Here is a 26,331-nt window from a genome sequence, read left to right as displayed (position 1 = left end):
TGCGATATGAAGAGCGATCGCAGTCACTGAAGCATAATCAACTGGTATTCATTAGACGACATTTAAATACTGAAACTAATTAAAACGCAATTGATTGAATGCCTTGCTATTTAATTTGAGGAATTGATATGACCGACACAGTAACTCTTTCCAACCCAACGACTCTGGACATTCCTAAACGAGGAATGCCTGTCACGATCGTTACAGGGTTTCTCGGCAGTGGTAAAACTACTTTGCTGAATCATATTCTGAGCAATTGCCAGGATTTAAAGGTTGCGATCTTGGTGAATGAGTTTGGTGACATTAACATCGATAGCCAATTACTCGTATCAATGGATGAAGATATGGTGGAACTGAGTAATGGCTGTATTTGTTGCACGATTAATGATGGATTGGTGGATGCGGTTTATGACGTGCTAGTGCGTAACGATCGCGTAGATTACATGGTAATTGAAACTACAGGTGTTGCTGACCCGCTGCCAATTATTCTGACGTTTTTGGGTACAGAATTACGCGACTTCACCCGACTCGATTCGATTATCACTGTTGTTGATACCGAAACCTTTACGCCGGATCGCTTTGACAGCGAAGCGGCGCTGAAGCAAATCGCCTACGGGGATGCCACGATTTTGAACAAAACGGATCTGGCATCACCGGAGAAAGTACAGGAGTTAGAAGCTTACATTAGTACGGTCAAAGCAGGTGCCAGAATTCTTCACAGCCAACACGGTCAAGTGCCGTTACCGTTGATATTGGACGTAGGATATAACAACCCAGAAGCCTATGCCGATCTCGTTCAAGAAGAGATTGAGCAAACTCAGCACGATCGCGATCGTCACCATTCGGACGATCGTCATCAATATCGCGATCGTCATTCGCACGATCGTCATGAAGATCGCACCCATCATCACCATGAACACCATCATCACCATTCCGATCATTTAGATAATGATGGATTTGTGTCGATCGCCTTTGAGAGCGATCGCCCCTTTGATGTCAAAAAGTTTGAATCTTTTTTGCAAGAACAGCTACCTAAAAATGTATTCCGCGCTAAAGGCATTCTCTGGTTTTCAGATAGCGACTTGCGTAACATTTTTCAACTGAGCGGTCCCCGCTTTGACCTGCATGGAGAAGAGTGGCGCACCCCACCGAAAAATCAGATTGTTTTCGTCGGGCGCAATCTGAATGCAGATGAAATTCGGCAAAACCTGACTGGTTGCCTTGCCTGACACTAAGCTTTCAGCAGTTCAGTCGTCTGCTGGAGGAGGCGCGGCAGCACCTCCTATTTCTGCGGCTAATTGTTACTTCACCTATATTCACTCATGACATTTTCAATTTTATCAGATGATATTCTGAAGCAATCTGCGATCGCCGCAGCAAAATCAGCCGTCTCTAAAGCAGCGATGATGCAAGAGCCGTTCGCACGTCGCTTCCCTGTAACCATCATCGCGGGATTTTTGGGAAGTGGTAAAACAACCTTACTCAATCAAATTCTGCAAAACTTGAAATGCTGGTTACCAATACGCATAAGATTGTTGAGGGATTGGGAGACAAGTACTACTCATTTCTAACAGGAAACTGCTAATCAGTTGAGATAGCAATGACAGTCTGGCTTTTCCAGTAAGGATTCAACGAGTGCATTCAAGGCAACAGATGCCAATAGTCCACCTCCCAAGGTTCCCGAAATCGTAATATACGGGATACCCGATCGCATTAATTGCCGTTTAGCAGCTGGGGCATGGCTAAAACCAATCGGCATTCCGATAATTAAAGCAGGTTGCAGCTGACCGCTCTCAACCGCGTCACAAGCTGCCGTCAGGACAGAGGGGGCATATCCCACTACCAACACGCATCCAGACCGAAGCTGTTGCAGCAGTTGTTTCCACTGGTACTGATGCCAGAAGGCTTGCTCTGCCGCCTCTGCACTGGTGACGTGGGGATCGGCAATCAAGGTTTCAACCAGACAGCCCAAATGAGCCAAGCGGGTTCGATCCAAGGCAGCAACCACGGGTGGGACATCTCCGACAATCTGGCAGCCAGCTTTGAGGGCATTACGGGCGGCAGCGATCGCTGCCTCACTTAACTGGACAAAATTCACTAAACTGACATCTCCACAAGCCAGCACCAGTTTTGAAAGCAAGTCTACTTCAATTTCAGAGCGATCGGTCAGCTCCGACAACAACTGCTGTAAAGATTCTTGAAACGCTTCTGGGTGAGCGTGAGTTGCTACATCCCAGCTATCCCAAAGCTTTTCCAGTCTTACCAGTCCATCTTGGGTTTCCACTTCCAATAATCGCATCTGGGCGAGTGCTTCTGCTTGTAGAGATTGACACGAGCGATCGCGTCCCAAAATACCTTCCAAAGCAGCAGCTGTTTGTCGCAGACGTACCAACTGTTGAATCACCGAGCGATATTGCTGTTGTAGCCCAGTTGTTAGAGTCTTAACTTCAGCTTCTGAATCGGTTTCTAGTAATTGACGAATGTGCGCTAGCTGAAATCCTTGTTGCTTCAGTGCCATAATCCGCCGTAGCAGATGGACATCCTGCTGAGTGTAAAGGCGGTAATTAGAGTGCGATCGCACAACTGGCGGTAGCAAACTCAGTTTGTGATAGTGCCGCACCATGCGGGGAGTACAACCACCGCCTACTGCGTCTGTCAGTTCTTTAATTGTTAAATAATCAGCAGCCATAGTTCCAATTTAAATCAAATCCTTGACATTAACATCAATGTCAAAGTTTAAGGTGAAGGAGTTGACAAATTGTCTCTGTTTCCCTAATGGCTCATCAATATTCCCGCTCAACTTCTTTTACTAAAGCGTTAGTAAAAGAACATCCAAATGCGATTGCCGCTATTGTCTGTGGGCTACTAGTCTTCCTCGGTTGGCTAGCCCTGCAATTGAAATGGATGGGACTGGGCTTGTTGCTTTTACCAGCAGCGTATGTAATTGGTGGTTATGAAAGCGCCCGTGAAGGGCTGACAACTTTATGGCAAGAAAAAGAGCTGGATGTAGACCTGCTGATGATTGTCGCCGCGCTGGGAGCAGCTGGCTTGGGGTTATGGCGACAGGAGTACTACCTAATTGTGGATGGGGCAGTGCTAATTCTAATTTTCGCTATCAGTGGTGCTTTGCATGGCGTAGCCTTCCAAAGCACCGAGCGCGATATTCGCAGCCTCATGAGCTTGAGTGCGGATACAGCTAGGGTAGTGCTGCTAGGTCAGGAACAGACGATCCCTGTTACCAAATTACAACTGGACGATTGCGTATTAGTCAAGCCTGGAGAACTCATACCTATCGATGGCATTATTACAGAAGGCTATAGTTCGCTCAATGAAGCCCCACTCACGGGAGAGTCCTTGCCAGTAGAGAAGACAATCGGGGATGAAGTCTTTGCAGGAACGCTCAACGGTAACGGTGCTTTAATGCTTCAAGTACACAAACCACCCCAAAGCAGCCTGATTCAGCGAATACAACAGCTGGTGCAGCAAGCCCAATCTGAAGCACCTCCCTCGCAGCAGTTTATCGAAAAATTTGAGCGGCACTATGCGCGGATAATTATCGTGACTGGATTGCTACTGGTGATTCTACCGCCCTGGCTCTGGGGTTGGGACTGGGAAACTACGATTTATCGCGCCCTGATCTTTTTGGTTGTAGCCTCTCCTTGTGCATTAGTGGCAGCGACTATGCCCGCCCTACTATCGGGAATTGCCAATGGAGCGCGGCAAGGCATTTTGTTTAAAAGTGGCACTCAGTTAGAAACAATTGGTCGAGTCAAGGCGATCGCTTTTGACAAAACTGGCACCCTGACCACAGGGCAACTTCAAGTTGTTGACACGCTTCCAGCCCCAGGACAGTCGAAAAATCGAGTTCTTCAGGTTGCTGCTGCTATCGAAATCTTTTCCGAGCATCCTATCGGACAAGCGATCGTCCGCACTGCCCAACAACAGCGACTAGAATCGCTCGATGCTACAACTGTGCAAGCACAACCTGGGCAAGGCGCGATCGGAGAAGTCGATGGTCGGCAAGTAGTAGTGGGCAAAGCGGCGTTGCTCCAGCAGCAGCTACTGGGCGTTCCTTCCGAGCTGTGCCAGTGGGGCGATCGCCAGGAAGAGTCGGGTCAAACGGTTGTCTGGGTAGCTTATGCAGGTCAGGTTCTAGGAGCGATCGCACTTGCAGATACTGTACGCCCAGAAGCACGAGAGATCGTTGCAAACTTGAAAAAATTAGGGATTGAAAAGATTGTAATGGTGACGGGTGACAACTGGCGGACGGCTCGTAAAATTGGTCGAGAAACTGGCGTAGACCAAATCTACGCCGAACTTCTACCAGAGGATAAAGTCAAGGTGATTCAACACCTTCAGCAACAGTACAAAATCGTAGCAATGGTAGGAGATGGGATCAATGATGCTCCTGCTCTAGCTCAAGCGTCTGTTGGCATCGCTATGGGGGCTGCTGGTAGTAACGTGGCGCTAGAAACAGCAGATGTAGTTTTGATGACAGACCGTCTGAAAAAATTGGAACAAGCTATTCGCTTAGGTCGTCGCTCTCAGGTCATTGTTAAACAAAACATCGCCTTTGCACTCTGCACTATTATCCTGCTATTGCTGGCTAATTTTGCTGGCAAGATCGCGATGCCCTTGGGTGTGATTGGACATGAGGGATCTACAGTCATTGTCACCTTGAGCGGTCTTCGGTTACTGAGAGGTTAGCCGATTCGCTAACTCAATTTTACCTGTTCTAGGCTTTTCTTATTGTTTGATAGTGATTATCATTATAAAAAAGAGAAGGGTATTCAAACCATGATTAATACTGAGGCGAGTTTAGTTCCCGTTACCGTTCTCACCGGATATTTGGGTTCTGGTAAAACTACGCTGCTAAATCGCATCCTGACTCACGAACACGGCTTGAAGGTAGCTGTAATTGTCAACGAGTTTGGGGAAGTTGGTATCGATAATCAACTAGTCATCGATGCCGATGAAGAAATCTTTGAAATGAACAACGGCTGTATTTGCTGTACAGTTCGGGGCGATTTAATTCGGATTATCGGGAACTTGATGCGACGGCGGGATAAGTTCGACCATCTAGTAATTGAAACAACAGGGCTAGCAGATCCCGCACCCGTGATTCAGACTTTCTTTGTCGATGAAGATATGCAAACTCAGTTATCCTTGGATGCTGTGGTGACAGTAGTGGATGCCAAACACATCTCTCAGCACTGGGAGGCTGATGAAGCTCAAGAGCAGATTGCCTTTGCTGATGTCATTTTACTGAATAAGACGAACTTAGTAGCTAGCAAGCAGCTAGACGAGCTAGAGCGACGGATTCGTTCGATGAACGCTCTTGCCAAAATCTATCGGACCCGCAACGCCGAGCTAGAAATGGACGCTCTTTTAGGAGTGGGAGCATTTGATTTGAACCGCGCCCTGGAAATTGACCCAGAATTTTTGCATGAGACCACCCACAAACACGATGAAACGGTGGGTTCTGTGGCATTAGTGGAATCTGGAGCAATGGATTTTAACAAGTTGAACAATTGGCTTTCATCCCTGCTACAAACCCAAGGTCCAGATATCTTCCGCATGAAAGGCATTCTCAATATTGCTGGGGAAGACCAGCGATTTGTGTTTCAAGGCGTGCATATGTTATTTGATGGCACGCGAGATCGCCCCTGGAAGCCAAATGAGCCCCGAAAAAATGAGTTAATCTTCATCGGTCGCAATCTTGACAAAGCCCAACTCAAAGAAGATTTCCGCGCGTGTTTGACTTAGGGAAGTAGTAGTCAAACGAGCATAAAAGCCCTCAACTTTCAACAATTCGAGCAACACTAGTGGACTGAGCACCAATACAGCAGTAGATTGCATTGTCTTTCTCCGGTTGACCAATCTTTAGCCACTGACAAATAGACAGTCCAAATTGTTTGCACTCTTTTTAAGAATGATTATAGTTATTTAAAGAGGTCTTCTCATGCTGCAAGTGACGACGAATATCCCTCCCATTGCAGTTTTCGCAGGACATTTGGGAGCAGGGAAAACAAAGCTCTTCATCTGTACTCTCCCCCACAAACCTGACAAGAAGATCGTTGCGCTCGTCAATGAATTTGGGGAAATCGGTATTGATAGCCAGCTAGTAATTAATCCCAATGAAGAAATTTTTGAGACGAATAGTTGCGGCATTTGCTGTACGCCACGCGGCGATCTGATTCGGGTCGTTGGCGATTTCAGGCAACGGCAGGATAAATTTGAGGATTTGGCAACCAAAACAACTACTCTGGATCGCGCTGCACTAACGATTCAGACTTTCTTTGTCGGTGAAGATTTACAGAGCCAATTACAGCTAGATGTGGTGGTAACGGTGGCGGATGCCAAATATATCTGGAAAAACTGGGAAAGCAGCGAAGCTCGAAAACAATTTGCCGTTGCCGATGCAATCTGGCTCAACCAGACTGACCGATTAACGCAACAGCAACTGTACGAACTCCAGAAGCGGATTCGGGCGGTCAATGTACTAGCTAAAATCTACCATAATTGCAATACCAACTTTGCAATGGACACAATTTTAGAGGTGGGAGCTTTTAAGCGACAATCAGCTAGAGAGACTGACCCTAGTGTTTTGAGTCAAGCTGCTTGCCAGCACGCTCAATCTGTGAGTGCTGTAGCCCTAGTAGAATCCGGCGTACTTGAAGGCGAAAAGTTTGATAACTGGATTTGCCGATTGCTACAAACTACCGGACTGGATATCTTTTGGATGAAGGGGATTCTCAATATTGCCGATGAAGATTGCCGATTCTTGTGCCAAAGCGTTCGTATGCTGTTTGAGCGCTGCCGCGATCGCCCTTGGCAACCAAATGAGACTAGAAAGAATGAATTAGTCTTCATTGGTCGTAATTTAGATCAAGCCAAACTTAGAGAAGATTTCCGCGCTATTTTGATTTAGGAAAGCGATCGAATGAGATCCCCAAGCCTCAATTCTCCGCAGTTCGACCTGTACTCTTCTAAAACGCTTTCCGATTATGTCACAGCGCTTGCTTGGTCGCCACGAGGTGACACTCTGGCAGTTAGTGACGCGGCTGGAGAAGTGAAACTATGGTACTGTGAGGGCAGTCTCGTTACCTTGCTTTCATGTATTGGTAAGTCAGTAGATTGCCTCGCCTTTTCCCCAGATGGACAATTTTTAGCTGCAGGGGGGCAGGATGGAAAGGTAAAAATTTGGCGCTCTCTAGAAAATGAATTAGTTGCCACGTTAGAAAATGCTCCGGCTTGGATCGATCGACTTGCCTGGAGTCCAACCAGTAACCAGTTAGCTTTTAGCATGGGGCGCTATGTTCAGGTATGGGATGTTGATTTAGGCGAGATTGCTGTAACGCTGAATTTTGATAACTCCTCAATATTAGGTCTAGACTGGCGTTGTGATGGACGGTATCTGGCGATCGCTGGTTATCAGGGAGCTAAGGTTTGGCAGAGTCAGGACTGGGATGAAGAGCCGTACATATTAGATATACCTTCTGCAAGTGTAGCGATCGCCTGGTCGCCGGAGGGCAAATATCTTGCTGCTGGCAACATGGATCGAACAATTGCTGTTATGAAGTGGGATAATCCCAACCCTTGGGTGATGCGCGGCTTTCCTGGTAAAATTCGCCAACTTGCTTGGTCAGAAGTTAGAACTGGGCAAGATGCTCCTCTATTAGCCTCTTCCAGCGTTGAAGGCATTGTAGTCTGGGAAAAGCAGGCGATTGAGTCTTTGAGCTGGCAAAGCCGAGTTTTGGCTCGACATACTGAAGTAGTGCAGGCGATCGCCTTTCAACCCCACAGCTTACTCCTCGCTTCTGCCTCTGCCGATGGCTGCGTCTGTCTGTGGCACAGAGCCAAGCGACTAGCCCAAGTTTTGAACGGTGCCCCAGATGGGTTTTCCTGCCTAGCTTGGCATCCTCAAGGGCAGCAACTTGCCGCTGGGGGACACAACGGTGAATTACTAATTTGGTCAAAAGCCATGCGAGGGCAGGGATTTGGTCGCCGCTGATAAAAATCTCAAATTATTATTGCGTGTCAGCTGACGTAAAGTACCCAATCGACTATACTGACTTGCCAAGTACAAATCAGATTTCTAGGTGACGTAAATCATGAACAGGGCTACACAAATATTTTTTACCTGTCCTGCACTCTTGGCATCTATGCTGCTGGCACATAATCTAGCATATGCTGGTGAGGTAGTAACCCAACCTACAGATACTGCGGCATCTGCAAAGCCAGTTTTTGAGGTAGTATTTGAGCGACCAACTGCGGCATCCCCCACATCAGATTTATCTAATACTGAATCAGATGATGCCCTGAAGAGTGAAGACTGTGGTTGCTCTGGTGAAACTCCTACATTCAATTTTACCGACCAAGAATCAGAGGCAGCAATAAAGCAATATGGCTGTGAGTGCGCTGGCTGTATTAACGCTGTACGTCAGTTGCAAGGTAAGCTACCGCTTTTATAAATGCGCTCACTGCAACATATACAAGGGTGCATAAGTGTTCTTACAGTGCTGATTTGACAGAAAACTTACCGCCGTTTCAGAGCTTTCAATTGTCGCAAGATTGTTGCAGAATGATTAGCTTCTGGTCTAGTCAAAATTCCTTGCGTGGGACTAAATGGGAGCGCCAATAAAAATAATCCCGAAACTACCAATACAATTGAAGCTCCCAATAACACATTTAAGTAATAGCTAATATACATCCTACTCACGCTACTAATTATCCCGACAACTGCCCCTAATCCCATCATTTGGTGGATTTCTTTGACTAACAAGTAAGCTGTAATTTCCGGACCAACCAGTAGCGAAACAACTAAGACTAAGTAGTAGGGCATAATTAAACGTAAGATAGAGAAAAGCCAAAAACTTGCTGATTTTGACCACTCATGCCTGCTCCTTTACGTATCGTTTTGACAGAGTCAGAAGACCGGACGTTGAGTGAACTTCGGGTTGCCAAAACCGTTGCTCAACGTACCCGAGATCGAGCACAAATGCTTCGACTCAATGCTCAAGGATGGGTAGTGCCAGCGATTGCCGAAATTTTTGAGTGCCAAGAGCAGACAGTGCGCGAAACCATCCGCCGTTGGCAGCAGCAAGGGTTAGGTGGATTATGGGATGCTAGTGGACGAGGAGCTAAAGCCAAATGGCAAGAAGCAGACATGGCCTACCTAGAACAATGCCTAGAGCAAGAAGCCAGAACCTATAATAGTCAACAGCTAGCCCAGAAGCTAGAGCAAGAACGACAGGTAAACCTAAGTGCTGACCGGATTCGCCGCATTCTAAAAAAAAGGGCTTTAGTTGGAAGCGGACTCGACACTCGCAACGGGGCAGACAAGATCCTGAGTACAAAGCACTCAAGCAAGCCGACTTAGACACACTCCAACTAGCTGCCTGTGAAGGGTACATTGACCTGAAGTATCTTGACGAATCGGGATGTTGTCTGGAAAGTCCAGTCAGTTATAGTTACTCTCGCATTGGAGAGCAGAAACACCGAAGAGCAGGTCAAATCCTATGGAGACCGCATTAGTATTCTAGGGATATGGCAACCAGAGCAGTCGTTTGACTATGCTCTGGTACAAGGCAGTTTCCACAAGGAACGCTATGTTAAAGTGATGAACGCTCCTTGCCCAAAAGAGTGAGCAGACATTGCTACAAACCGGACGGCTCACAGTCGTGGTGCAAGATAATGGTTCGGCTCATACCAGTCATCTTGCCCGTGAGCACTGGCAGCAGTGGCAGTCGAAAGGGCTATATCTCTTTTTTCTCCCCCAATACAGTTCACATATGAATCTGATTGAAGCGCAGTGGCATCAACTCAAAACCCATGAAATAGCCGGAAGGATTTTTGATAACGAGTATGATTTAGCGAATGCCATGATTGAGGGCATGGAGAATCGAAGTCAACAAGGGGGATGGACACTGGAACGTTTTATGTTTAAATCTGCCTAGCTACTTACTCCTACTGCTTGCATACTGGCAATTATTGTCAGAGTGATGATAGCCGTTAAGCCAAACTGAATCAAATCCACTGGTAAACCCATCGCTTGAGCGCCTAACGGATCGAAAGTATAAAACAGTAATTCTTTGTAAAACAGCTTGACTAACAGCAAGACAACCGGAGCGATCGCACTTGTCCGCATCACATCCTCAATTGTTACTCCCAGGATGTCACCGAATAGAATACTGTGCAGATCCAACTTACTCCCTAGCACCATAATCAGCACAATTCCCCAAGCCAAAAAGCCAGAGAAGACTAAAGCCATCGCTACATTAACTTTGACTCGTGACTGCGAATGAATCCAAGCAACTACAAGCGTACTGAGCGTACCGGAGATAAACGCACTTAAGAAGATATCGATTTCCAAGAAAAAAGCGATCGCCAGTCCCAGTAAAACTGCATGGGAAATTATATCTCCCAACAAACCCATGCCCTGAACAATCAAATAACTTCCTACCACAGCACAAAGCACACCCATCACAGTTGCCATTAAAATGGCATGACGCATGAATTCAAACGAGAGCGGTTCAATTAACCAACTCAACATTAAAAACCTCTCTTTCCTCTGTTCTGAACTCCTGTGTTCTTCTTGTTCAAACTGCAATCAACTTCAAATCCTCATAAGCAGCTTGTAGATTAGCCGTTGTCAACACTTCCTGACGCGAACCAGCTGCAATCAACTGTTTATTCAACAACAAAAACTTGTCATAATGACTTAAGCTTTCCCCCAGATTATGACCGATCGTCAACAAAGTTTTACCTGCTGATTTCAGTTCGGCGAAAATCTCAAATATAGTTGCTTCTGTCTTCTTGTCAATCCCCACAAACGGCTCATCAAAAAAGAATAACTCTGCCTTCTAAGCCAGCGAGCGGGCTAAAAATACCCGCTGCTGCTGTCCTCCCGACAACTCGCCAATCTGCCTTCTTCGCAGTTCCCACATCCCTACACGTTGCAACGCTGCCGCTACAATTTCCTGCGAGTGCCGACTGGGTGTACGAAACCAACCTGTATGGCAAGTCCGCGCCATCATCACCATATTCCACACTGTGATGGGATAGTCCCAGTCAATTTGCGATCGCTGCGGTACGTAAGCTACGTCTTGTAATTGTTGCTTCAGTGTCCTCGAGCGAAACTTCACCACCCCACTTACAGTCGGTACTAAGCCCAAAATCGCTTTCACCATCGTGCTTTTACCCGCTCCGTTCGGACCAATTACAACCATCAGTTGCCCTGGTGTTAAGCGGAAACTGACATTCTCTAGAGCGCAAACCTCGCGATAATTCACAGCCAAGTTTTGGACTTCTAGCATGACAAATTTTTATGCGACTAACTACACCTAGTGTTTTAGAATGATAATCGTTTTAACTCAGCAGTAGTTTATTCCAGCTGATAACTAGTTCCTTGCAGGAGCAGAGTATGCTAAGGTGCTTTCACTCAAACACGCCCCAGCTTTGGGGAGCAATATTACTGGCGTTCGCTGTTGGGTTAACCGGGTGTAGTTCTGGCAACCAGGCAACTAATCAAACTCAAACTGAAACAAGAGCTGCTTCTACTACTGCATCTAAGGGGAAACCCAAAGTGATAGCCTCATACAGTGTTGTGTGTGACTTGACTGAATCAATCGCCGCTGACAGCGTTGACCTAACTTGTTTAGTTGACCCTGAAGCTGACCCCCATACCTATCAAGCAACGCCAGCCGACCGCAAAGCGATCGAGACAGCACAACTGATCCTATATGGTGGTTATGATTTTGAACCAACGATTGTCAACCTAGTTCAAGCAACCAAAAACTCAGCTCCCAAGCTGGCAGTAAACGAGCAGGCTGTTCCCAAGCCGCTGATGGGCGAAGCCCACGAGCATGAGGGAGAAGAGCATGCTCATGAGTCGGGTGAAGCAGAACATGAGTCAGGCGAGATGGCTGCCGATCCCCACGTTTGGCACGATGCTGAGAATGGCATCCGCATGGTAGAAGTGATTCGCAACCAGCTGCAAAAGGTAGCACCGGAACATCAAGAACTTTACGAGCGCAACGCTCAGCAATTGAGCGATGAACTCAAGCAGGTGGACACTTGGATTCAAGCGCAAATTAATACTATTCCCCCGCAGCAACGTAAGTTGGTGACGACTCACGATGCCTTGGGTTACTATGCCAATGCCTACGGTCTGAAAATTGAAGGAACGCTACAGGGCTTCAGCACTGAAGAACAACCTACCGCAGCACGACTGAGAGAATTGGTTAAAGAGGTGAAGTCAACTAACGTTCCGACAATTTTTGCAGAAGTGACGGCGAATGACAAAGTGATTAGAACTGTTGCTAGAGAAGCTGGGGTGAAAATTGCCGACCAACAGTTGTATGCCGATGGTTTAGGGGCTGAGGGTAGTTGGGCTGGAACTTATGCCGGGATGCTGACATCCAATACTTGCGTCATTGCCAGCGGACTCGGAGGTAAGTGTACGCCTTTTGCCGCTAAATCAAATAGTTAGTAGTTAATAGAGTTTTTTCAACTTTTTGCTACACAATTTTCTCAACTGCTAAGGGTATTGGCTCTCGATGCGCGGTTGTACGGCAGGCAAGTGCGGGATTGACTATCATACGAGAGAAGAAAATCAGCCTTGTTCTCAAAAGCTATGCCCTGCCACTCTGCGGTCATGATAAGACCCACAAACACGGAAAAACTAGTGTATCTTCAGGAGACCTTTTTTGCAAGTGGCTCTAGGAGGGGAAACCCAAAATAGTCACACACTCTAGTCTGAATTTCTTGTGCTGTTAGTTTCCGTTGGGGTTCCACAATCGCTCGTTTGGCATGAATCCATTTCGGTTCAATCGCATTTAACCACGGACTCTTGACTGGCAATTGACACACAATCAATCGAACTCCCTTTCCGGTTCGTTTGACTTGAGCATTATGTTGTCTAATCCATTGTCGAACTTGCTTGGAGACATGCCAAGTGGCGTTGTCCCAAATTAGAGGCATCGAAGTGACAAATTAAAGTTTTAAATACACTCGTTGTTTTGAGCTATTAAAATATCTAATATATTGATGAAAGCAAAAAAACGCTCGCCCTCCGCCAAGAGTAATGCGATCGCCTTGCTTTCCTGACGCATGAGCGATATCCCCATTTGTCAAACACACTAAGTTCATCACAAACTATTTCAAATCAGGACGACGGTCACGGGAATAGCCATAGGTGATGCTAATCGGAGCGGGGGCAGCACTCCCAAGGGCTGCTACAAGTCCTAATCCATTCAAAATCATGGCTTTCACCGCTACCCCTGGACTTATTCGCTCTCGCGGGTCTTCGCCCAAGTGTTGATTGATTTGCTCCACAATCTCTAACTCGTCTACCAATCCGGCGATAATTCCTAGATGGTCGAGGTTTTGCACTATCAACTCGTTGCTAGTATCGCACCCCCTTTGCTGTCAGCATGCTCGAAAATTCTGCGGCTAAATTCTGTATGCGACACTTCAAAGGGCGGAATATCAACTCAAGCTTTTGGTATGAGACTCATTTCTATTTCCGGCGCTATCCAGTGTGTTTCTTGAGAAAATCTACTAAAAAAACTCCCCCAGACACGAGTCTCTAAAGTTTGAGGGAGATTTGAGAAATTACAGAATTTGTTAAGCAGGTGCTTGTACTCGTTTTTGCAACCAGCGCAGCACCGCAGCTTTCTCTAAAAGTCCGACTAGTACGCCATTTTCGCCAATTACAGGTAGCGCCGAGCGTTGCTGTTGTTCTAGGATTTTTACTGCTTCTAGTAGCGATTGCTCGGATTGAATCATCGCCGATGGCTCGATCGGTTGCATCAATTCTCTCACTTGGGTTTCTGCCCAACGTGAAGTAGGAACCACTCTTAAAGCATCTAGAATCATCGTACCAATCAGTTTCCCTTCAAGATCGGTGACTAAAAACCTCTCCCACTTACCATGACCAAGAATCGATTCATCAGCAAATTCTCTCAGAGAAAGATCGGCTGATACTATTGGGCTGTCAAAATTTACTACGTCTGCCACCTTGATGGTCTTTAGTGTTGACTGCAATGTAGCAGATTGAGCAGTCCTGCTGGCATTTTGAAGTAAAAACCAACCTAAGATCAGGTTCCAGAAGTTACCAAAAGTACCAAACAATAGTAGGGGGATTAAGCCAGATGCGATCGCCAACCAGCCAATGAATTGCCCTGCTCTACTGGCAAAGACAACACCTTTTTCAGGATTACCCGTAATTTTCCAAACTAGTGCTTTAAGGATGTTACCTCCATCCAAAGGTAAGCCAGGAATCAAGTTGAACAGCGCCAACGCCAAGTTCACGTAAGCCAGCGTTCCTACAACTGCGGCAAAAGGTGCTAGCAATGGTACGCTGGCGTTAATTGCTGTCAATAGCCCGAACAACAATAAACTCACCAATGGACCAGCAAGCGCTACCCAAAACGCTTCACTGGGAGTTTTTGATTCTTTTTCCAGGCTAGCAAGACCGCCAAACAGAAATAAAGTGATCGATTTAACTTCAATTCCCTGTCTGATGGCAACAAAACTGTGTCCTAGTTCGTGCGCTAAGACTGAAGCAAATAGCAATAAAGCGGTAGTTAATCCCAGCACCAAGGGTAGCAAACTACCCCAAGCAGGGAACTGCGTTGCTAACCCACTGGTATAACTCCAAGTCACTAAGCCCAAAACCAAAAACCAGGACGGGGCGACATAGAAGGGAATTCCAAATAGATTACCAACGCGAATAGTGCCATTCATATAAAGCACCTCTAAACTTTGAACTGTAAGAATTTGAGAAGTTTGGCAGCGGCGCGACACGGCTTGTCGTCAGACCTTTTCTCTCTTTCTCCATCTAGCGTAACGAATTGTAAAGAAGCTTTAAACTATTTAACTGTCGTAGTATCCGTCCGCTCCAGTGCGGTTAACAGGTATCGTTAGGAAAACGCTCGCGCCTTCCAGATAGCAGAGGACGAATTGACCGACATATTCTAATTCTTGTTGTTTGAGGGCGATCGCTGCGGTTGCATCGAGGCTAGTTATGACTATCGCACTGTGGAATGAGAATGCCACGATCGATGAGTTTGTCCATCGTAGCTTGGACTTTAGCTATTACTAATGAGAGCGGAGTCTGGTAAACATTTTTGTTCAATTGTCATTTCTTGTGAATCAGCTTCCAAGAGGCATACGCGCCAAATTAAGTAGATGTTTAGCCATACCTCGCTCCTAGCCGTAAATGAGTTGCAGTCGTTGCAACAGATGCAAGCTCTCAGCTAACCAAGCTTTTGAAAAGCTAGCTACTACTGGGGCTAGTCAGAGAGAATAGTCGATCGTGGCTCATCGAGAAAACACTCACCGCCTGAATGTGAGTTTTGACGGTACTTGGATGCTACTTGGTGGTATCCTGGCTGGCATTGGAATACTAGAAATGGCGCAAAGGAATAAGTAAAGGATTGATCGCACGACAGCCGTGAAAGCAATAACTATAGTAGATAAGTATTTAAGTATTGGGAAGTTAAGGACAAACAGGATCGGCAGTATCAGCGCACCAGGAATGGAATTATTCAATAGCGATCGCCAATCGGCAGCAAACTCCTCACCCCTAGCAGATCGAATGCGTCCGCGCACGCTTGATGAATTCGTCGGACAAGACCACGCGATCGCACCTGGTCGTCTCCTGCGCCGTGCGATCGAAGCCGATCGAGTATCTTCTGTCATTTTTGCCGGACCGCCTGGAACTGGAAAAACTACCCTAGCCCGAATTATCGCCAATACCACCCGCGCTCACTTCATCGCGATTAATGCCGTCCTTGCAGGAGTCAAGGAAATTCGGGCAGCGATAGACACTGCCCAAGAGCGAGCTGCCAAACACAAACAGCGCACCATTCTCTTTGTCGATGAAGTCCACCGCTTTAATAAGTCACAACAGGATGCACTGCTGCCGTGGGTAGAAAATGGCACTGTTATCCTGATTGGAGCAACGACTGAAAATCCTTTCTTTGAAGTCAATAAAGCACTCGTCAGTCGCTCGCGCATTTTCCAACTTAAACCCTTGGGCGAGCGCGATTTGTACCGCATTGCCGAACAAGCACTATCAGACCCAGAGCGCGGCTATGGTAAGCTCAAAGTCAAACTAGAACCAGATGCACTAGCGCACTTAGTTAATGTTGCCAATGGTGATGCCCGTTCTCTGCTCAATGCATTAGAGCTAGCAGTAGAAACTACACCCCCAGATCGTCAGGGAACGATCCACATCACTCTAGCCGTTGCAGAAGAGTCGATTCAGCAACGTGCCGTTCTCTACGATAAAGAGGGCGACGCTCACTTCGATACCATCAGTGCCTTCATCAAGAGCGTGCGCGGCTCCGACCCAGATGCCGCTCTATATTGGTTAGCACGCATGGTTTACGCTGGAGAAGACCCGCGTTTCATTTTACGTCGATTGTCGATTCTAGCGAGCGAGGATGTGGGATTAGCCGATCCAAATGCAGTTGTCGTCGTCAATGCTTGCGCTCATGTCTTCGATCGCGTCGGGATGCCAGAGGGACGCTACCACCTAGCCCAAGCAACGCTCTACTTAGCCACTGCACCAAAATCCAATAGCACAATGGGCTTTTTCGATGCTTTGGCAGCCGTGGAAAAGGAAAGGGAAGCTGATGTACCGAGTCACTTGAAAGATAGTAACCGAGACAAGCAGGGATTCGGACATGGGGAAGGCTACCTTTACCCTCATGCCTACAGGGAGCATTGGGTAGCGCAGCAGTATTTACCAGCATCCTTACAGGGGCAAGTATTTTATCAACCATCAGTCCAAGGTTTTGAAGGCAAAATTCAAGCAGCAGTGATGCGGCGACGGGAAGCGCAATTGGCAGCAATGGTGTCGGATCACCAAATAGCGCCAGCCGAAATCCTCAGCTTTAGTCCGAGCGATCGCTCCTCCCAAAAGTGGTTGCAACGCACCTTGAGCCAAGTGGGAGAACAACTTGCGAGCATACGCGATCGCGTGTTTGAATTAGCTTCACCCCAACGCCACCACGTCATCCTGGATGTGAATGCAGGCAGCGGTCTACTGGTTTGGGAAGCACTACGCCATGCGCCAGAAGGAGGAGTGTATGCTGTCGTCCGTAACCAGCAGCAGGCACAAGCAATCCAAGAGCAGGCAGAGAAATTGCCTCAGTTGATGCGTCCGGTCGTTGTAGTTGCGCCACTTGCTCAGTTACCGAAGAAATTAGCCGCCATTGCTCCTAACGTATGCTTCGACTCGATTGTTGGGCGTAACGTACTGATGAGCGAACTTGATAAGGTAGCAGTAGTGCAACAGTTACTACAATTGCTGCAACCCTCGGGAGTATTGGTGTTAGCAGAAAATCTCGCTCGCCATACACAACGGTTGTATCGCCTGCTTGATGCTACTAAGCTAGATGCCAAGCTGTATGAGCGTTTAGCAATGGCAGAAGAGGAAATCTACGCTAACCCTGCCGATCCAATGGTGAATTGGGATGTGGAAGATCTACGCTTGGCACTGACAGCAGCAGGGATCGAAGTCAAAATAACCGTCGAGCATTATCCGACTCAACTGTACGTGTCGTCAGATTTATTCAATCGCTGGTTTAGTGCTAGTGCTGCCGATCCAAAGCGACCTGCCTATGTCGAGTATCTATCGCGCTACCTATCAGCATCAGAAATTAGCCTTGTTCGCGCCCTCTTTGAACGCTTGCTCTTAAATCGCACCGTAGATTGGTCTACTACAGTTGCTTTTCTCAAAGCGAGTCCGTGATGAAGATGCAATCGGCGCAAGCGATCGCGAATCTTCCAGTCACGGTTAGCTGAAGGCAATTCTATAAAAAACTATCGTTTCTCTACCAGCATTGTGAGAAGAAGCTGAATCAACGACAAATTAGCAAGCATTAGATATAGAAACAGTATAATAAGTATATAAAAATGGAATTTGTGTTTGACGAGACTAAGAGTCAATCCAATCGCGAAAAACATGGGATCGATTTTGTCGAGGCACAAGAATTATGGGAAGACCCTCAAAGGCTAGAAATTCCGGCACGGACGGAGGATGAGCCTCGATATTTGGTTATCGGAAAAATTAAGGAAAAGCATTGGTCTGCTGCGATCGCCTATAGAAATGAAAAAATCCGCATAATTTCAGTGCGGCGGCCGCGTCAAGAAGAGGTGGCAATATATGAAGGCAAGTGAGTTTGACCAGAAGTTCGATCGGGGTGAAGACATCACAGAATTTCTCGATCTATCAGCAGCACGTCGCCCTGGATACGAGCAAAAAAGGGTGAACGTGGATTTTCCCGCCTGGATGATTGAAGCGCTAGATCGGGAGGCAAAGCGTTTGGGTGTAACTCGTCAATCGATTGTCAAAGTCTGGATTGCAGAACGCCTGGAAAAATGTCCTCACTAGGTAGGTCTGGAATAGTTATTCATAAAGTATTTTATTGTGATGGGTGAACTAATTCTAATAATGTCAGGAAATCTTGAAATTGAGATAGATTTGAGATATTAATAGTTGAGAATAGCTATAAGCTTTATGGAGTAATGATTTCAGTCTACTATCATCTGCGATCGCACCGCAGAGGTCAGGGGTTCGAGTCTCCTATTCTCCATCGCCGCAAACCCTCTCTGTTAAAGGGTTTTGTAGTTTATAAACCTGACTGAAAGCGGAATAGATTATTGTGCTACAGTTAGCTTCATGCTGCACCAATTAGAGCTTCCAGGACGGCGTCTTGCCATTGTCCATTCCATTCCTGACTCTCCATCTTGGCTCTAATTTGCAAGACATTATGCGCTCCTTCTCTGGTCCATTGCATTTTTTGTTTCCGCTTATGTCGTGCATTAAACAGTGAGTCAATATGAGATTCTGCAGTTTGGCTGGTATAGACTTTTCCTGAGTTTTTCTGCTCATCATAATTGATGAGATAATCAAGATTGTTCTTCAAATAATTATGCAATCCCTGAATCTGGGATTGCTTGGCATCATCAGTAATGTTGTCTTGGAGCAATTTCAATTTTGTGAGAGCTGCTTGGGCTTCACCATGCCAGACAGTCCATTTCACGCTATCCAGGGATTCCTCAAAAGATTCACCAAGTGCGTTTTTAACATTCTGAAACTTTTGTCCAATGTGGAACCAGTCTAGAATACACTCTAAATCTAGACAATGAGATTTCAGGGATAGTAGCACAGACCAGCAATTATTGGCACCATCTGCCAGACCTGTTACCCTTGTCTGTTCTGTCATTCCTTGCTTGTGGGCAGCATTTAGCACGAAACGTTTGATGGTATCCAACTCGTCATTGAGCGCTGCAACGACACAGGTCTTATTAGTAATCTGTCGATGGTTTTTATCCACCTGTTTAATCTTGTCAGGTTGATAGGCAATGGCAGACAAAGCTTCAAAACTACGTTTCCCTTTCTCTTTAACCGGAATGTGTCCACCATCGACTTGGACAATCAAATCCGTCGTCGGGGCTACACATTCTTGAGCGGAAGGCTTTCTCAGAGTTGCTTGAGATAGCATTGCACCGACTTGGTTGGTTAGGCTTTGAATGCGGGTATGGTTGTTGACGCTGCGTCGAGTGCAATTGATTTTCTCTAAATTGGTCTGAGCGTCACGGTAACTAAATAAAGCACCCTGTTCGCACTGCAACTTAGCCAAATCAGGATGGATATCAGTGCCAAAAACGGTGGTTGTGGTCGGGGTACTTTGCCAATTACACTCAGGATTATTGCAGCGATGCTTTTGAATGTATAATTTATGGTCACTGAAAACCGCGTGAAAATTGGATGACATGAATCCATTTTTCTTGAGTTTTTTTCCACAATTGGGGCAGGTGACGTATCCTAAGTCAATCAAGGCAGATTGTTCGGCTAGTAGCGCATTTTGTACCTTGGTCAGAAGCGATATTTGTTCTTCATGGCGCAGCCCTAGATCGAGAATTGATTTGGGTGGGCGAAGATCGTATATTTTCACTGTGTCTCTTTTGGCCACTGCTTGACTAGCGACACAGACTTTCTCTACGACAACACGAAATTCGTAATCCATAATTAGTAGTACTCGGGTTGCATCTCCTCAAAAAGAGGATACCATGGAAATCGCAGTAGCATAATAATTTATTCCGCTTTCGCATCCGGTTGCTTGCGGTTGTCTGCAAATTTTGACCAGAATAGGGAGCAGCGAGCAGGGAGCGGGGAGCAGGGGTGTATAGAAGAAACTTTAGTTGGGGAATACGAGTCCAAATGCAGAATCGAACTTGGCGAACGATCTCGACGTATGGCTTACTGGGTGCGATCGCGATTTTAATGCTGTTTCCCCTGTTGTGGTTGCTGAGTACGTCGCTGAAATCTCCCACAGAAAATATTTTTCAGTTTCCACCCCAATTTATACCCAGCCAGCCGACATTTAATAATTTTGTCCGCGTTTGGGAGACAAATCCTTTCGGTAGGTACTTATTTAACAGTACATTAGTGGCACTGCTCACAGTGGGATTGAATTTATTATTTTGTGCTTTAGCAGCTTATCCCCTTGCCCGTTTAGAATTTCGCGGTCGAGAAGTTATCTTTACAGCAATTGTTACTACTATCATGATTCCGTTTCAAATCGTGATGATTCCGCTATATATTTTGACTGTACAGCTAGGGATGAAAAATACCTATTTAGGAATTATTTTTCCGGCGATCGCCTCTGCTTTTGGAATATTTCTATTACGGCAAGCCTTTCAAGGCGTTCCCAAAGAATTAGAAGAAGCAGCCAGAATTGATGGTTGTTCGGAATTAGGTATTTGGTGGCATGTCATGTTACCAGCAATTCGTCCCGCCCTTGTCACGCTAGCAATTTTTGTCTTCATCGGTGCTTGGAGTGACTTTCTTTGGCCTTTGATTGCAATCGATCGCCCCGAACTTTACACTTTACCTTTAGGGGTGGCAATGTTAGCAGGAACCTTCTCTTTGGATTGGCGATTAATTGCGGCTGGTTCGATAATTTCAATTGCGCCAATTTTAATTTTATTCCTATTCGTGCAACGTTACATCGTACCCACAGCAGCAGGTAGCGGCGTGAAAGGATAATTTATGAAAATTGTTTTACCCAGTAATTTAGCAACACAGATCGAGTCGCATTTATCTAACGACGATCGCATTGTTCGGCTCGATCTTCAAGGCAATTTAGACGGAGATCCAAGTGATGCTGAGGTATATTTTCACGAATGGTCTTATAATGCTTTTTTCGAGCGAGTATTATCACAATTACCCAATCTACGCTGGCTGCATACTGAAAGTGCAGGCATTGACCATTTATTAATCCCAACCTTAGTCGCTCGCGATTTAATAATGACAAATAGTGCTGGAGTTCATGCAATTCCCATTGCTGAATTTGTCTTAGCATATATGCTCGATCGCGCCAAATGCTTATCTAACTTTAGACTTGCCCAACAGCAAGATCGTTGGCTGTCATATCCAGAAGTGGAAGCTTTAGGATTGCAAGAATTGATGGGCGCAACTGTACTAATTATAGGTACTGGTGGTATCGGACAGGCAATTGCTACCCGCACTCAAGCTTTTGGAATGCGCGTCTGGGGGAATTGCTTGCACCCGCGATCGCTACCTGGTTTCGATTTAGTCGTTGGCGCTGAGGAATGGCGTACACTTTTACCAGAGGTAGATTATCTCGTCCTCGCTACGCCTTTAACGGCTCAAACTAAACATTTAATTGATGCCAGCGTACTAAAATCCATGCAGGCAAGTGCTTATTTAATTAATATTGCCCGTGGCGGAATTATCGATGAGAATGCTTTGATTTATGCTCTCCAAAACGGTTGGCTTGCAGGAGCGGCTTTAGATGCTTTTACTGTAGAACCACTCCCAGCAGATAGTCAGTTGCGATCGCTACCCAACGTCTTTATTACACCTCACTGTAGCGGCATATCTCAACAGATGCAACAACGAGTAATAGAGTTGTTTCTAGAAAATTTGGCACTTTATCAAGCTGGGAAACCTTTGCGCAACATTGTAGATAAAGCGGCTGGATATTAAATCTTGGTTTTCAAGTTCAGTTCTTGAAACGGTTTGGTAGATGCATTTAATTTTAAGCGCAGATGGGAGTTACCATTGACTGTCAACGTATACTCTCCCTGGGATAATCCTTCTAAATAGTAAACTCCGGCGCTGTTCGTCACGGAAAATTTGCGCTGCCCAGATTTCCCGATCGCTTCTACCGTTGCACCAGCAATCGGTGTATCCTGCGTATCAGTGACAACCCCAGTGCGGGTATAAGCGGGAATCAGGGGTATGAAAACGGGGGTGTAACTCACTACGGTTCAGTTAAGGCTCAAAGTGTTGTAAATTAAGCATTGTTCCCAAGAATGGAAAGTGAGTGTAGTGCATCTGAAGGATTTCTCATTGTTGTCTCCTACGATACAAAGTAGTGATGTGTTCAAAGCGATAGAGGCAGCCATCCCATCCACGGAGATCGAGCAAGCGATCGCTAAAACTAAAGTTTGTGAACAACGTAAACGCTCGTTACCAGCACAATTGGTAATTTGTTTGGTAATTGCGATGAGTCTGTGGTCACGAGATTCGATGAGAGATGTGCTGAAAAACTTAATTGATGGGCTGAGCGAAGCATGGGTGAAAGTGGGGAAATACTGGCGAGTTTTTTGTAAATCAGCAATAACGCAAGCCCGACAACGATTAAGTCCAAGGGTGATGAGTCAATTGTTCCATCAACTGGTGCGACCAATGGCTAGCACCGATACCAAAGGAGCATTTCTCAATGGATTGCGAATTGTGGTAATTGATCGGACTTGCTTCGATCTGCCAGACAGCGATGAAAATGCGAGAGTTTTTGGTCGTCCGAGCAGCCGTCCTGGCACACAAGCCGCATTTCCCAAACTGCGATTAGTCATTTTGGTAGAAGCAGGAACACATTTAATCTTTGATGCATTGATGTGTCCATATCGAATAGGAGAACGAGTGCGGGCATTAAGATTATTACGCTCCGTGAGTTCAGGGATGTTGTTGATGTGGGACAGAGGGTTACATTCTTATGCAATGGTGCAAGCAACTGTCACAACTGGTAGCGATTATTTAGGAAGAATTCCCGCAAATGTCAAGTTTTTGTGCGAAGAACCACTGGCGGATGGTTCTTATCTGAGTTGGATTTATCCACCTGCTAAATTCCGCTCAAAAGCTTGCCAGCCCATACAAGTCCGAGTGATTGAATACACAATTGGTAATACCGACAACCCAGAGGAACAACTAAGATATCGCTTAATTACCAGCTTATTGGAATTGGAGAAATTTCCGGCTCAACTACTGGCGATTGAATATCATCAACGCTGGGAAGTAGAAAATACTATTGATGAACTCAAAGTACATTTATCAGGACGAAAAACTCATATTCGCTCTCAAAAACCGCGTGAAGTTGTGCAGGAAGTTTACGGGTGGTTGTTAGGACACTGGGCTGTGCGGTTATTGATGTTTCAAGCTGCAAAGAGCGCGGGTATCACTCCTTTGCGTCTGAGTTTCACTGGGACATTGCGAGTTATTCGTCGTGCTATCCCGAAATTTCAACGCTTGCAATCACAAGAACTCCCCTTTTTTTAAGTTGGTTAACTGTAGAGATTTTAGACACTCTGTTACCTGAACGAGTTTCTCGTACCAATCCCAGAGTTGTAAAAAAACCTGTATCCAAGTTTCGCTCAAAAAAGCCAAGACATCGAGCCACCCCCTCTCGAACCAATCCTCCTATTTTCTTTATCCTCAGCACAGCGTAGCCTTAAATGAACCGTATTGGGGTGTAACTGCCAGCACTGACAACCACAGCCAAAGCGTCTAGTTGTGCTTGCCAATCGGGAGGGAATCCCGCCGGATCGAAATCTAAACGGTAGGTATTGGGTGGTAGGCGCAGGAGGATGCGATTGTGTTGAATTTTCGGTCGCCAAGCGGTCAGTGGTTGATTATTCAGCACGAGTAACAGATCGCAGTTCTCGGTGTAAATCTCTTCACTTGGATCGCGTTTATGGTTGTTGTTGCGGTCAAAAAACGGTTGAATTAATAAACCGCCTTGGGTACGGAACTCGCTAGTATGCCTGTCGCCTGGGCTAATACCCGCCTGCAAGCCTAAGCTAGAAACTAACTCGATGCTGAAACTCGACTCCTCAGAAGTCAGAGATACTCCTTGGTAGCGTCCGCGCAACATCACGCCTGGTAGCACGGTGGTTCCTAATGAAGCAAATAGACCGCTGCCTCCAGAATTCATACCGTAGCCTAGTTGGGCTTCCCATAAATAGTTTCCATCACTTGTCCGTTGTGGAGAACGATATTGCCAGCCAAGAGTCACTAAGCGATCGCTTCGATATTGACTGCGCGTTTCATAATTTAATAGAAACGAGTGTCCGGTGTTGCCATTGTCTTGAGATAAGTTGTACGTCAGTGCCGAATTCGTACCCACTTCGTTACCTTGCAAGTTCAGCTCCAATCTGCCCAAACCTTGGAGTAAATACCAACGCAGGCGATTTTTGGTATCCAAGCCAGCACGGACAAAGGTGAAGAAATTTTTCCTGCTAAAGCTAAATTGCACTCCTCCAGATGTGGCATCACGACTGTTAGCTGAGGCATATAAGCTGAAGCTGCGCGATAATTGCCAATTGAGATTTAAGCGACTAGAGTATCTGTCGCTGGATAGCAACGCACTAAAATTAGGCGAGGGCGTAAATTGAATATCCGCGATCGCCTCCAACTCAGAACCCGCCAGTGCCGAGACTGCTACCTGTAAAGGCAAGTTATCGGGTCGCCAGAAGACCTCTGCTAAGGCTTGTAAAGAGTCGTCGTAGACCCCCCCTAAGCCTACAGTTAGCGTTGGCGATAAACCCCAACGTCCAGCGACTCCGCCGCGAAACTCCCGCATGGAAGGGATTTGCGTGTCCGTATCGCTTTGCCAACCGCCAGACACGACGAACGCCGAAGCACCTGCGGGAATTTGTCCTGGTACGGTAGAAAAACTCGCTTCCCGAATTTCTGGTGGTGCAGTTAGCCTTCCTTGGGGATAGAGAAAGATACGATAGTTGCCGTCATAAGCCCGGTCGTATTTAATATTTTCAAAGCGATAGATTCCAGAGGAATCGACTAAAACTTCTGCGATTGCCCGACTGCCAAATCCTCGGACTAATCTCACTAAGGTTCCTGGTTCGGCTTTACCGGCGATCGTGCGTCCCACGACAGCTGCTTGCAAGCGTTGACGCGGATCGGAACTACCAGCAGATAAACTCTGAGGCGGAGAAAAGCCTTGTCTTTGAACTAAAGTTAAGCCCCAATAGTTTCTCGTTTCTTGACTTTGCCAAAATGTCGGCTGAGAGCCTACAAAATAGTCGGTAAAATCAGTTTGGCGCAGAAACTGGGCTTCGGCAAGTCTCCAAGTTGAGAAATCTTGCAATTGGGATTGGGTGGTACGGACGAACCAAGAACCACCAAAAGCACTACCAACAGCAAGCGTGTCTCCCGTATAAGTGGGTGTGGTGTCTCCCGTTCCCGTAGCGTTGACCCTTTGTTCCTACCAGCAATATTTAATCTGCCTGGATAGAGGCGTTGTAAGCCATTTAAGACAACAGGAGTTTCGGTTTCTTCAAATGTATTTGTTGCAGGATGAGCCAGCCAAGGCACTTCTAAAACAATTGCATATTCATTCAGATCGAATTTCGCTTTTACTCCAAATAAGGTTTGTAAATCTTGAATAGAAAATACTAAGCCTAGTTCAGGATCGGTACGCAGTTTTTTAGGGTTGAGGCGAGTCACAATTCCTGCGGAACGGACTTCTATTTGACCGTCTACTAAAGTGGTAACGTTAAATTTTAAGACTTGAATTACATCGTCGTAAGATAATTGCCAATTGGCAAAGTTAAGCACTTGTTTACCGTCTTCTCGTCCTCGGACTAAAGCACCAGATTTAACATTGCGATCGCCTATATTTATGCCTACAGGAAAGACGCTAAACTCAGTCTTAGGCGTTAATGAGTTATCTGAAGTTTTAGCACTTGCTGGTGCAGCAGAATGCATGAGTTCGGATTTTAAGAAATCTGGCAAAATTTTTGTAGTATTTTCATTTGATGTTACTTGAGCGATTGCTGTCTCAAAATTCCCTAGCACAGATGCGAGAAGCGATAAAGTCAGCAGATATTTTGTTTTCATATATTGAAAATTAATCCGTCCAGGTTAGTTAAATTGAATTAACTTATAAACTAAACAAGCGATCGGCTAACAAGTAACAAATTTTGTAAAATTTCGATTCTATAAAAGCTCCTATACAGATATTTGCACCCACAAGCAGCAATACA

General features: G+C 46.1%; 22 protein-coding genes and 5 pseudogenes. 15 read left to right on the top strand and 12 right to left on the bottom strand.

Going from position 1 to position 26,331, the window contains the following annotated elements; all coding sequences use genetic code 11:
• The first annotated feature begins 128 nt into the window (after positions 1 to 128).
• Entirely contained in the window at positions 129 to 1,229 is a 1,101-nt protein-coding gene (locus tag N4J56_RS22525; RefSeq protein ID WP_317108476.1) for a GTP-binding protein, read from the top strand.
• A 177-nt stretch (positions 1,230 to 1,406) separates the two neighbouring features.
• Positions 1,407 to 1,502: pseudogene (locus N4J56_RS41230) on the top strand (GTP-binding protein); the annotation flags it as partial.
• 83 nt (positions 1,503 to 1,585) lie between these two features.
• Here N4J56_RS41230 and N4J56_RS22515 read toward each other — a convergent pair.
• On the bottom strand, positions 1,586 to 2,689 hold the full coding sequence (locus N4J56_RS22515; RefSeq protein WP_317108474.1) for a precorrin-8X methylmutase: 1,104 nt from the start codon (positions 2,687 to 2,689) through the stop codon (positions 1,586 to 1,588).
• Between the two features lie 86 nt (positions 2,690 to 2,775).
• Between N4J56_RS22515 and N4J56_RS22510 the strand changes: the two genes are divergently transcribed.
• From N4J56_RS22510 to N4J56_RS22490, 5 genes are all read left to right on the top strand, one after another.
• Positions 2,776 to 4,707 (top strand): heavy metal translocating P-type ATPase, encoded by a 1,932-nt coding sequence (locus tag N4J56_RS22510; RefSeq protein ID WP_317108473.1) that lies wholly within the window; start codon positions 2,776 to 2,778, stop codon positions 4,705 to 4,707.
• Positions 4,708 to 4,797: 90 nt separating this feature from the next.
• Complete coding sequence (locus tag N4J56_RS22505) at positions 4,798 to 5,766, top strand: GTP-binding protein (protein ID WP_317108472.1); 969 nt, start codon at positions 4,798 to 4,800, stop codon at positions 5,764 to 5,766.
• Between the two features lie 196 nt (positions 5,767 to 5,962).
• Entirely contained in the window at positions 5,963 to 6,931 is a 969-nt protein-coding gene (locus N4J56_RS22500) for a GTP-binding protein (protein WP_317108471.1), read from the top strand.
• Positions 6,932 to 6,943: 12 nt separating this feature from the next.
• Positions 6,944 to 8,014 (top strand): WD40 repeat domain-containing protein, encoded by a 1,071-nt coding sequence (locus N4J56_RS22495; RefSeq protein ID WP_317108470.1) that lies wholly within the window; start codon positions 6,944 to 6,946, stop codon positions 8,012 to 8,014.
• A gap of 100 nt (positions 8,015 to 8,114) precedes the next feature.
• Complete coding sequence (locus N4J56_RS22490) at positions 8,115 to 8,474, top strand: hypothetical protein (protein WP_317108469.1); 360 nt, start codon at positions 8,115 to 8,117, stop codon at positions 8,472 to 8,474.
• 65 nt (positions 8,475 to 8,539) lie between these two features.
• On the opposite strand, the pseudogene N4J56_RS22485 reads toward N4J56_RS22490, so the two are convergent.
• A pseudogene (locus tag N4J56_RS22485) lies at positions 8,540 to 8,833 on the bottom strand (metal ABC transporter permease); the annotation flags it as partial.
• 63 nt (positions 8,834 to 8,896) lie between these two features.
• On the opposite strand from N4J56_RS22485, the pseudogene N4J56_RS22480 reads away from it, so the two are divergent.
• A pseudogene (locus N4J56_RS22480) lies at positions 8,897 to 9,959 on the top strand (IS630 family transposase).
• A gap of 5 nt (positions 9,960 to 9,964) precedes the next feature.
• Here the strand turns inward: N4J56_RS22480 and N4J56_RS22475 are convergent.
• A pseudogene (locus N4J56_RS22475) lies at positions 9,965 to 10,555 on the bottom strand (metal ABC transporter permease); the annotation flags it as partial.
• A 46-nt stretch (positions 10,556 to 10,601) separates the two neighbouring features.
• Positions 10,602 to 11,318 (bottom strand): annotated as a pseudogene (locus N4J56_RS41225) (metal ABC transporter ATP-binding protein).
• Positions 11,319 to 11,425: 107 nt separating this feature from the next.
• On the opposite strand from N4J56_RS41225, the gene N4J56_RS22460 reads away from it, so the two are divergent.
• Positions 11,426 to 12,493 carry a metal ABC transporter solute-binding protein, Zn/Mn family gene (locus N4J56_RS22460; RefSeq protein WP_317108464.1) on the top strand — a complete coding sequence of 356 codons (1,068 nt, stop codon included), beginning with the start codon at positions 11,426 to 11,428 and terminating at the stop codon, positions 12,491 to 12,493.
• A gap of 203 nt (positions 12,494 to 12,696) precedes the next feature.
• Here the strand turns inward: N4J56_RS22460 and N4J56_RS22455 are convergent, their stop codons facing one another.
• From N4J56_RS22455 to N4J56_RS22440, 4 genes are all read right to left on the bottom strand, one after another.
• Positions 12,697 to 12,984: a transposase gene (locus tag N4J56_RS22455; RefSeq protein ID WP_317108463.1), complete on the bottom strand. Its 288-nt coding sequence runs from the start codon at positions 12,982 to 12,984 to the stop codon at positions 12,697 to 12,699.
• A gap of 174 nt (positions 12,985 to 13,158) precedes the next feature.
• The gene (locus N4J56_RS22450) at positions 13,159 to 13,395 is read right to left on the bottom strand and encodes a DUF4277 domain-containing protein (protein ID WP_317108462.1); all 237 of its coding nucleotides are present in this window, start codon (positions 13,393 to 13,395) and stop codon (positions 13,159 to 13,161) included.
• Between the two features lie 234 nt (positions 13,396 to 13,629).
• Complete coding sequence (locus tag N4J56_RS22445; RefSeq protein WP_317108461.1) at positions 13,630 to 14,751, bottom strand: site-2 protease family protein; 1,122 nt, start codon at positions 14,749 to 14,751, stop codon at positions 13,630 to 13,632.
• Between the two features lie 129 nt (positions 14,752 to 14,880).
• On the bottom strand, positions 14,881 to 15,063 hold the full coding sequence (locus N4J56_RS22440) for a hypothetical protein (protein WP_317108460.1): 183 nt from the start codon (positions 15,061 to 15,063) through the stop codon (positions 14,881 to 14,883).
• A 481-nt stretch (positions 15,064 to 15,544) separates the two neighbouring features.
• On the opposite strand from N4J56_RS22440, the gene N4J56_RS22435 reads away from it, so the two are divergent.
• The 3 genes from N4J56_RS22435 (at position 15,545) to brnA (ending at position 18,409) form a co-directional block, all read left to right on the top strand.
• Positions 15,545 to 17,767, top strand: a complete 2,223-nt coding sequence (locus N4J56_RS22435) for an AAA family ATPase (protein WP_317108459.1) — start codon at positions 15,545 to 15,547, stop codon at positions 17,765 to 17,767.
• 164 nt (positions 17,768 to 17,931) lie between these two features.
• Positions 17,932 to 18,195, top strand: coding sequence for a BrnT family toxin (locus tag N4J56_RS22430; protein ID WP_317108458.1), 264 nt, complete (start codon positions 17,932 to 17,934; stop codon positions 18,193 to 18,195).
• Positions 18,182 to 18,409 (top strand): type II toxin-antitoxin system BrnA family antitoxin, encoded by a 228-nt coding sequence (gene brnA, locus N4J56_RS22425; RefSeq protein WP_317108457.1) that lies wholly within the window; start codon positions 18,182 to 18,184, stop codon positions 18,407 to 18,409. Before N4J56_RS22430 ends, brnA begins: the two co-directional genes overlap by 14 nt.
• 286 nt (positions 18,410 to 18,695) lie before the next feature.
• On the opposite strand, the gene N4J56_RS22420 is transcribed toward brnA, so the two are convergent.
• Positions 18,696 to 20,048: an ISKra4 family transposase gene (locus tag N4J56_RS22420; RefSeq protein WP_317108456.1), complete on the bottom strand. Its 1,353-nt coding sequence runs from the start codon at positions 20,046 to 20,048 to the stop codon at positions 18,696 to 18,698.
• Positions 20,049 to 20,242: 194 nt separating this feature from the next.
• On the opposite strand from N4J56_RS22420, the gene N4J56_RS22415 reads away from it, so the two are divergent.
• Together N4J56_RS22415 and N4J56_RS22410 are read left to right on the top strand one after the other, a co-directional pair.
• Positions 20,243 to 21,070: a carbohydrate ABC transporter permease gene (locus N4J56_RS22415; RefSeq protein ID WP_317108455.1), complete on the top strand. Its 828-nt coding sequence runs from the start codon at positions 20,243 to 20,245 to the stop codon at positions 21,068 to 21,070.
• Positions 21,071 to 21,073: 3 nt separating this feature from the next.
• Positions 21,074 to 22,033 carry a D-2-hydroxyacid dehydrogenase gene (locus N4J56_RS22410; RefSeq protein WP_317108454.1) on the top strand — a complete coding sequence of 320 codons (960 nt, stop codon included), beginning with the start codon at positions 21,074 to 21,076 and terminating at the stop codon, positions 22,031 to 22,033.
• On the opposite strand, the gene N4J56_RS22405 is transcribed toward N4J56_RS22410, so the two are convergent.
• Positions 22,030 to 22,311, bottom strand: a complete 282-nt coding sequence (locus tag N4J56_RS22405) for a carboxypeptidase-like regulatory domain-containing protein (RefSeq protein ID WP_317108453.1) — start codon at positions 22,309 to 22,311, stop codon at positions 22,030 to 22,032. The two genes, N4J56_RS22410 and N4J56_RS22405, sit on opposite strands and share 4 nt — an antisense overlap.
• Before the next feature lie 157 nt (positions 22,312 to 22,468).
• Between N4J56_RS22405 and N4J56_RS22400 the strand changes: the two genes are divergently transcribed.
• Positions 22,469 to 23,605, top strand: coding sequence for an IS4 family transposase (locus N4J56_RS22400; RefSeq protein ID WP_410500401.1), 1,137 nt, complete (start codon positions 22,469 to 22,471; stop codon positions 23,603 to 23,605).
• A 172-nt stretch (positions 23,606 to 23,777) separates the two neighbouring features.
• Here the strand turns inward: N4J56_RS22400 and N4J56_RS22395 are convergent, their stop codons facing one another.
• Together N4J56_RS22395 and N4J56_RS22390 are read right to left on the bottom strand one after the other, a co-directional pair.
• Positions 23,778 to 25,433 (bottom strand): hypothetical protein, encoded by a 1,656-nt coding sequence (locus N4J56_RS22395; RefSeq protein WP_317108452.1) that lies wholly within the window; start codon positions 25,431 to 25,433, stop codon positions 23,778 to 23,780.
• On the bottom strand, positions 25,358 to 26,185 hold the full coding sequence (locus tag N4J56_RS22390) for a hypothetical protein (protein ID WP_317108451.1): 828 nt from the start codon (positions 26,183 to 26,185) through the stop codon (positions 25,358 to 25,360). The genes N4J56_RS22395 and N4J56_RS22390 overlap by 76 nt, the downstream gene beginning before the upstream one ends.
• Between the last annotated feature and the right edge of the window lie 146 nt (positions 26,186 to 26,331).

This window comes from Chroococcidiopsis sp. SAG 2025, from assembly GCF_032860985.1.
Taxonomy (GTDB): Bacteria; Cyanobacteriota; Cyanobacteriia; order Cyanobacteriales; family Chroococcidiopsidaceae; genus Chroococcidiopsis.
This window is presented reverse-complemented; position numbering and strand designations above follow the sequence as displayed.

Coding starts and splice junctions, on each gene's coding strand:
- N4J56_RS22420 (WP_317108456.1), bottom strand. CDS start 20,048: ATGGATTACGAATTTCGTGTTGTCGTAGAGAAAGTCTGTGTCGCTAGT.
- N4J56_RS22390 (WP_317108451.1), bottom strand. CDS start 26,185: ATGAAAACAAAATATCTGCTGACTTTATCGCTTCTCGCATCTGTGCTA.
- N4J56_RS22415 (WP_317108455.1), top strand. CDS start 20,243: ATGCAGAATCGAACTTGGCGAACGATCTCGACGTATGGCTTACTGGGT.
- N4J56_RS22490 (WP_317108469.1), top strand. CDS start 8,115: ATGAACAGGGCTACACAAATATTTTTTACCTGTCCTGCACTCTTGGCA.
- brnA (WP_317108457.1), top strand. CDS start 18,182: ATGAAGGCAAGTGAGTTTGACCAGAAGTTCGATCGGGGTGAAGACATC.
- N4J56_RS22500 (WP_317108471.1), top strand. CDS start 5,963: ATGCTGCAAGTGACGACGAATATCCCTCCCATTGCAGTTTTCGCAGGA.
- N4J56_RS22515 (WP_317108474.1), bottom strand. CDS start 2,689: ATGGCTGCTGATTATTTAACAATTAAAGAACTGACAGACGCAGTAGGC.
- N4J56_RS22445 (WP_317108461.1), bottom strand. CDS start 14,751: ATGAATGGCACTATTCGCGTTGGTAATCTATTTGGAATTCCCTTCTAT.
- N4J56_RS22410 (WP_317108454.1), top strand. CDS start 21,074: ATGAAAATTGTTTTACCCAGTAATTTAGCAACACAGATCGAGTCGCAT.
- N4J56_RS22430 (WP_317108458.1), top strand. CDS start 17,932: ATGGAATTTGTGTTTGACGAGACTAAGAGTCAATCCAATCGCGAAAAA.
- N4J56_RS22505 (WP_317108472.1), top strand. CDS start 4,798: ATGATTAATACTGAGGCGAGTTTAGTTCCCGTTACCGTTCTCACCGGA.
- N4J56_RS22495 (WP_317108470.1), top strand. CDS start 6,944: ATGAGATCCCCAAGCCTCAATTCTCCGCAGTTCGACCTGTACTCTTCT.
- N4J56_RS22435 (WP_317108459.1), top strand. CDS start 15,545: ATGGAATTATTCAATAGCGATCGCCAATCGGCAGCAAACTCCTCACCC.
- N4J56_RS22510 (WP_317108473.1), top strand. CDS start 2,776: ATGGCTCATCAATATTCCCGCTCAACTTCTTTTACTAAAGCGTTAGTA.
- N4J56_RS22525 (WP_317108476.1), top strand. CDS start 129: ATGACCGACACAGTAACTCTTTCCAACCCAACGACTCTGGACATTCCT.
- N4J56_RS22460 (WP_317108464.1), top strand. CDS start 11,426: ATGCTAAGGTGCTTTCACTCAAACACGCCCCAGCTTTGGGGAGCAATA.
- N4J56_RS22455 (WP_317108463.1), bottom strand. CDS start 12,984: ATGCCTCTAATTTGGGACAACGCCACTTGGCATGTCTCCAAGCAAGTT.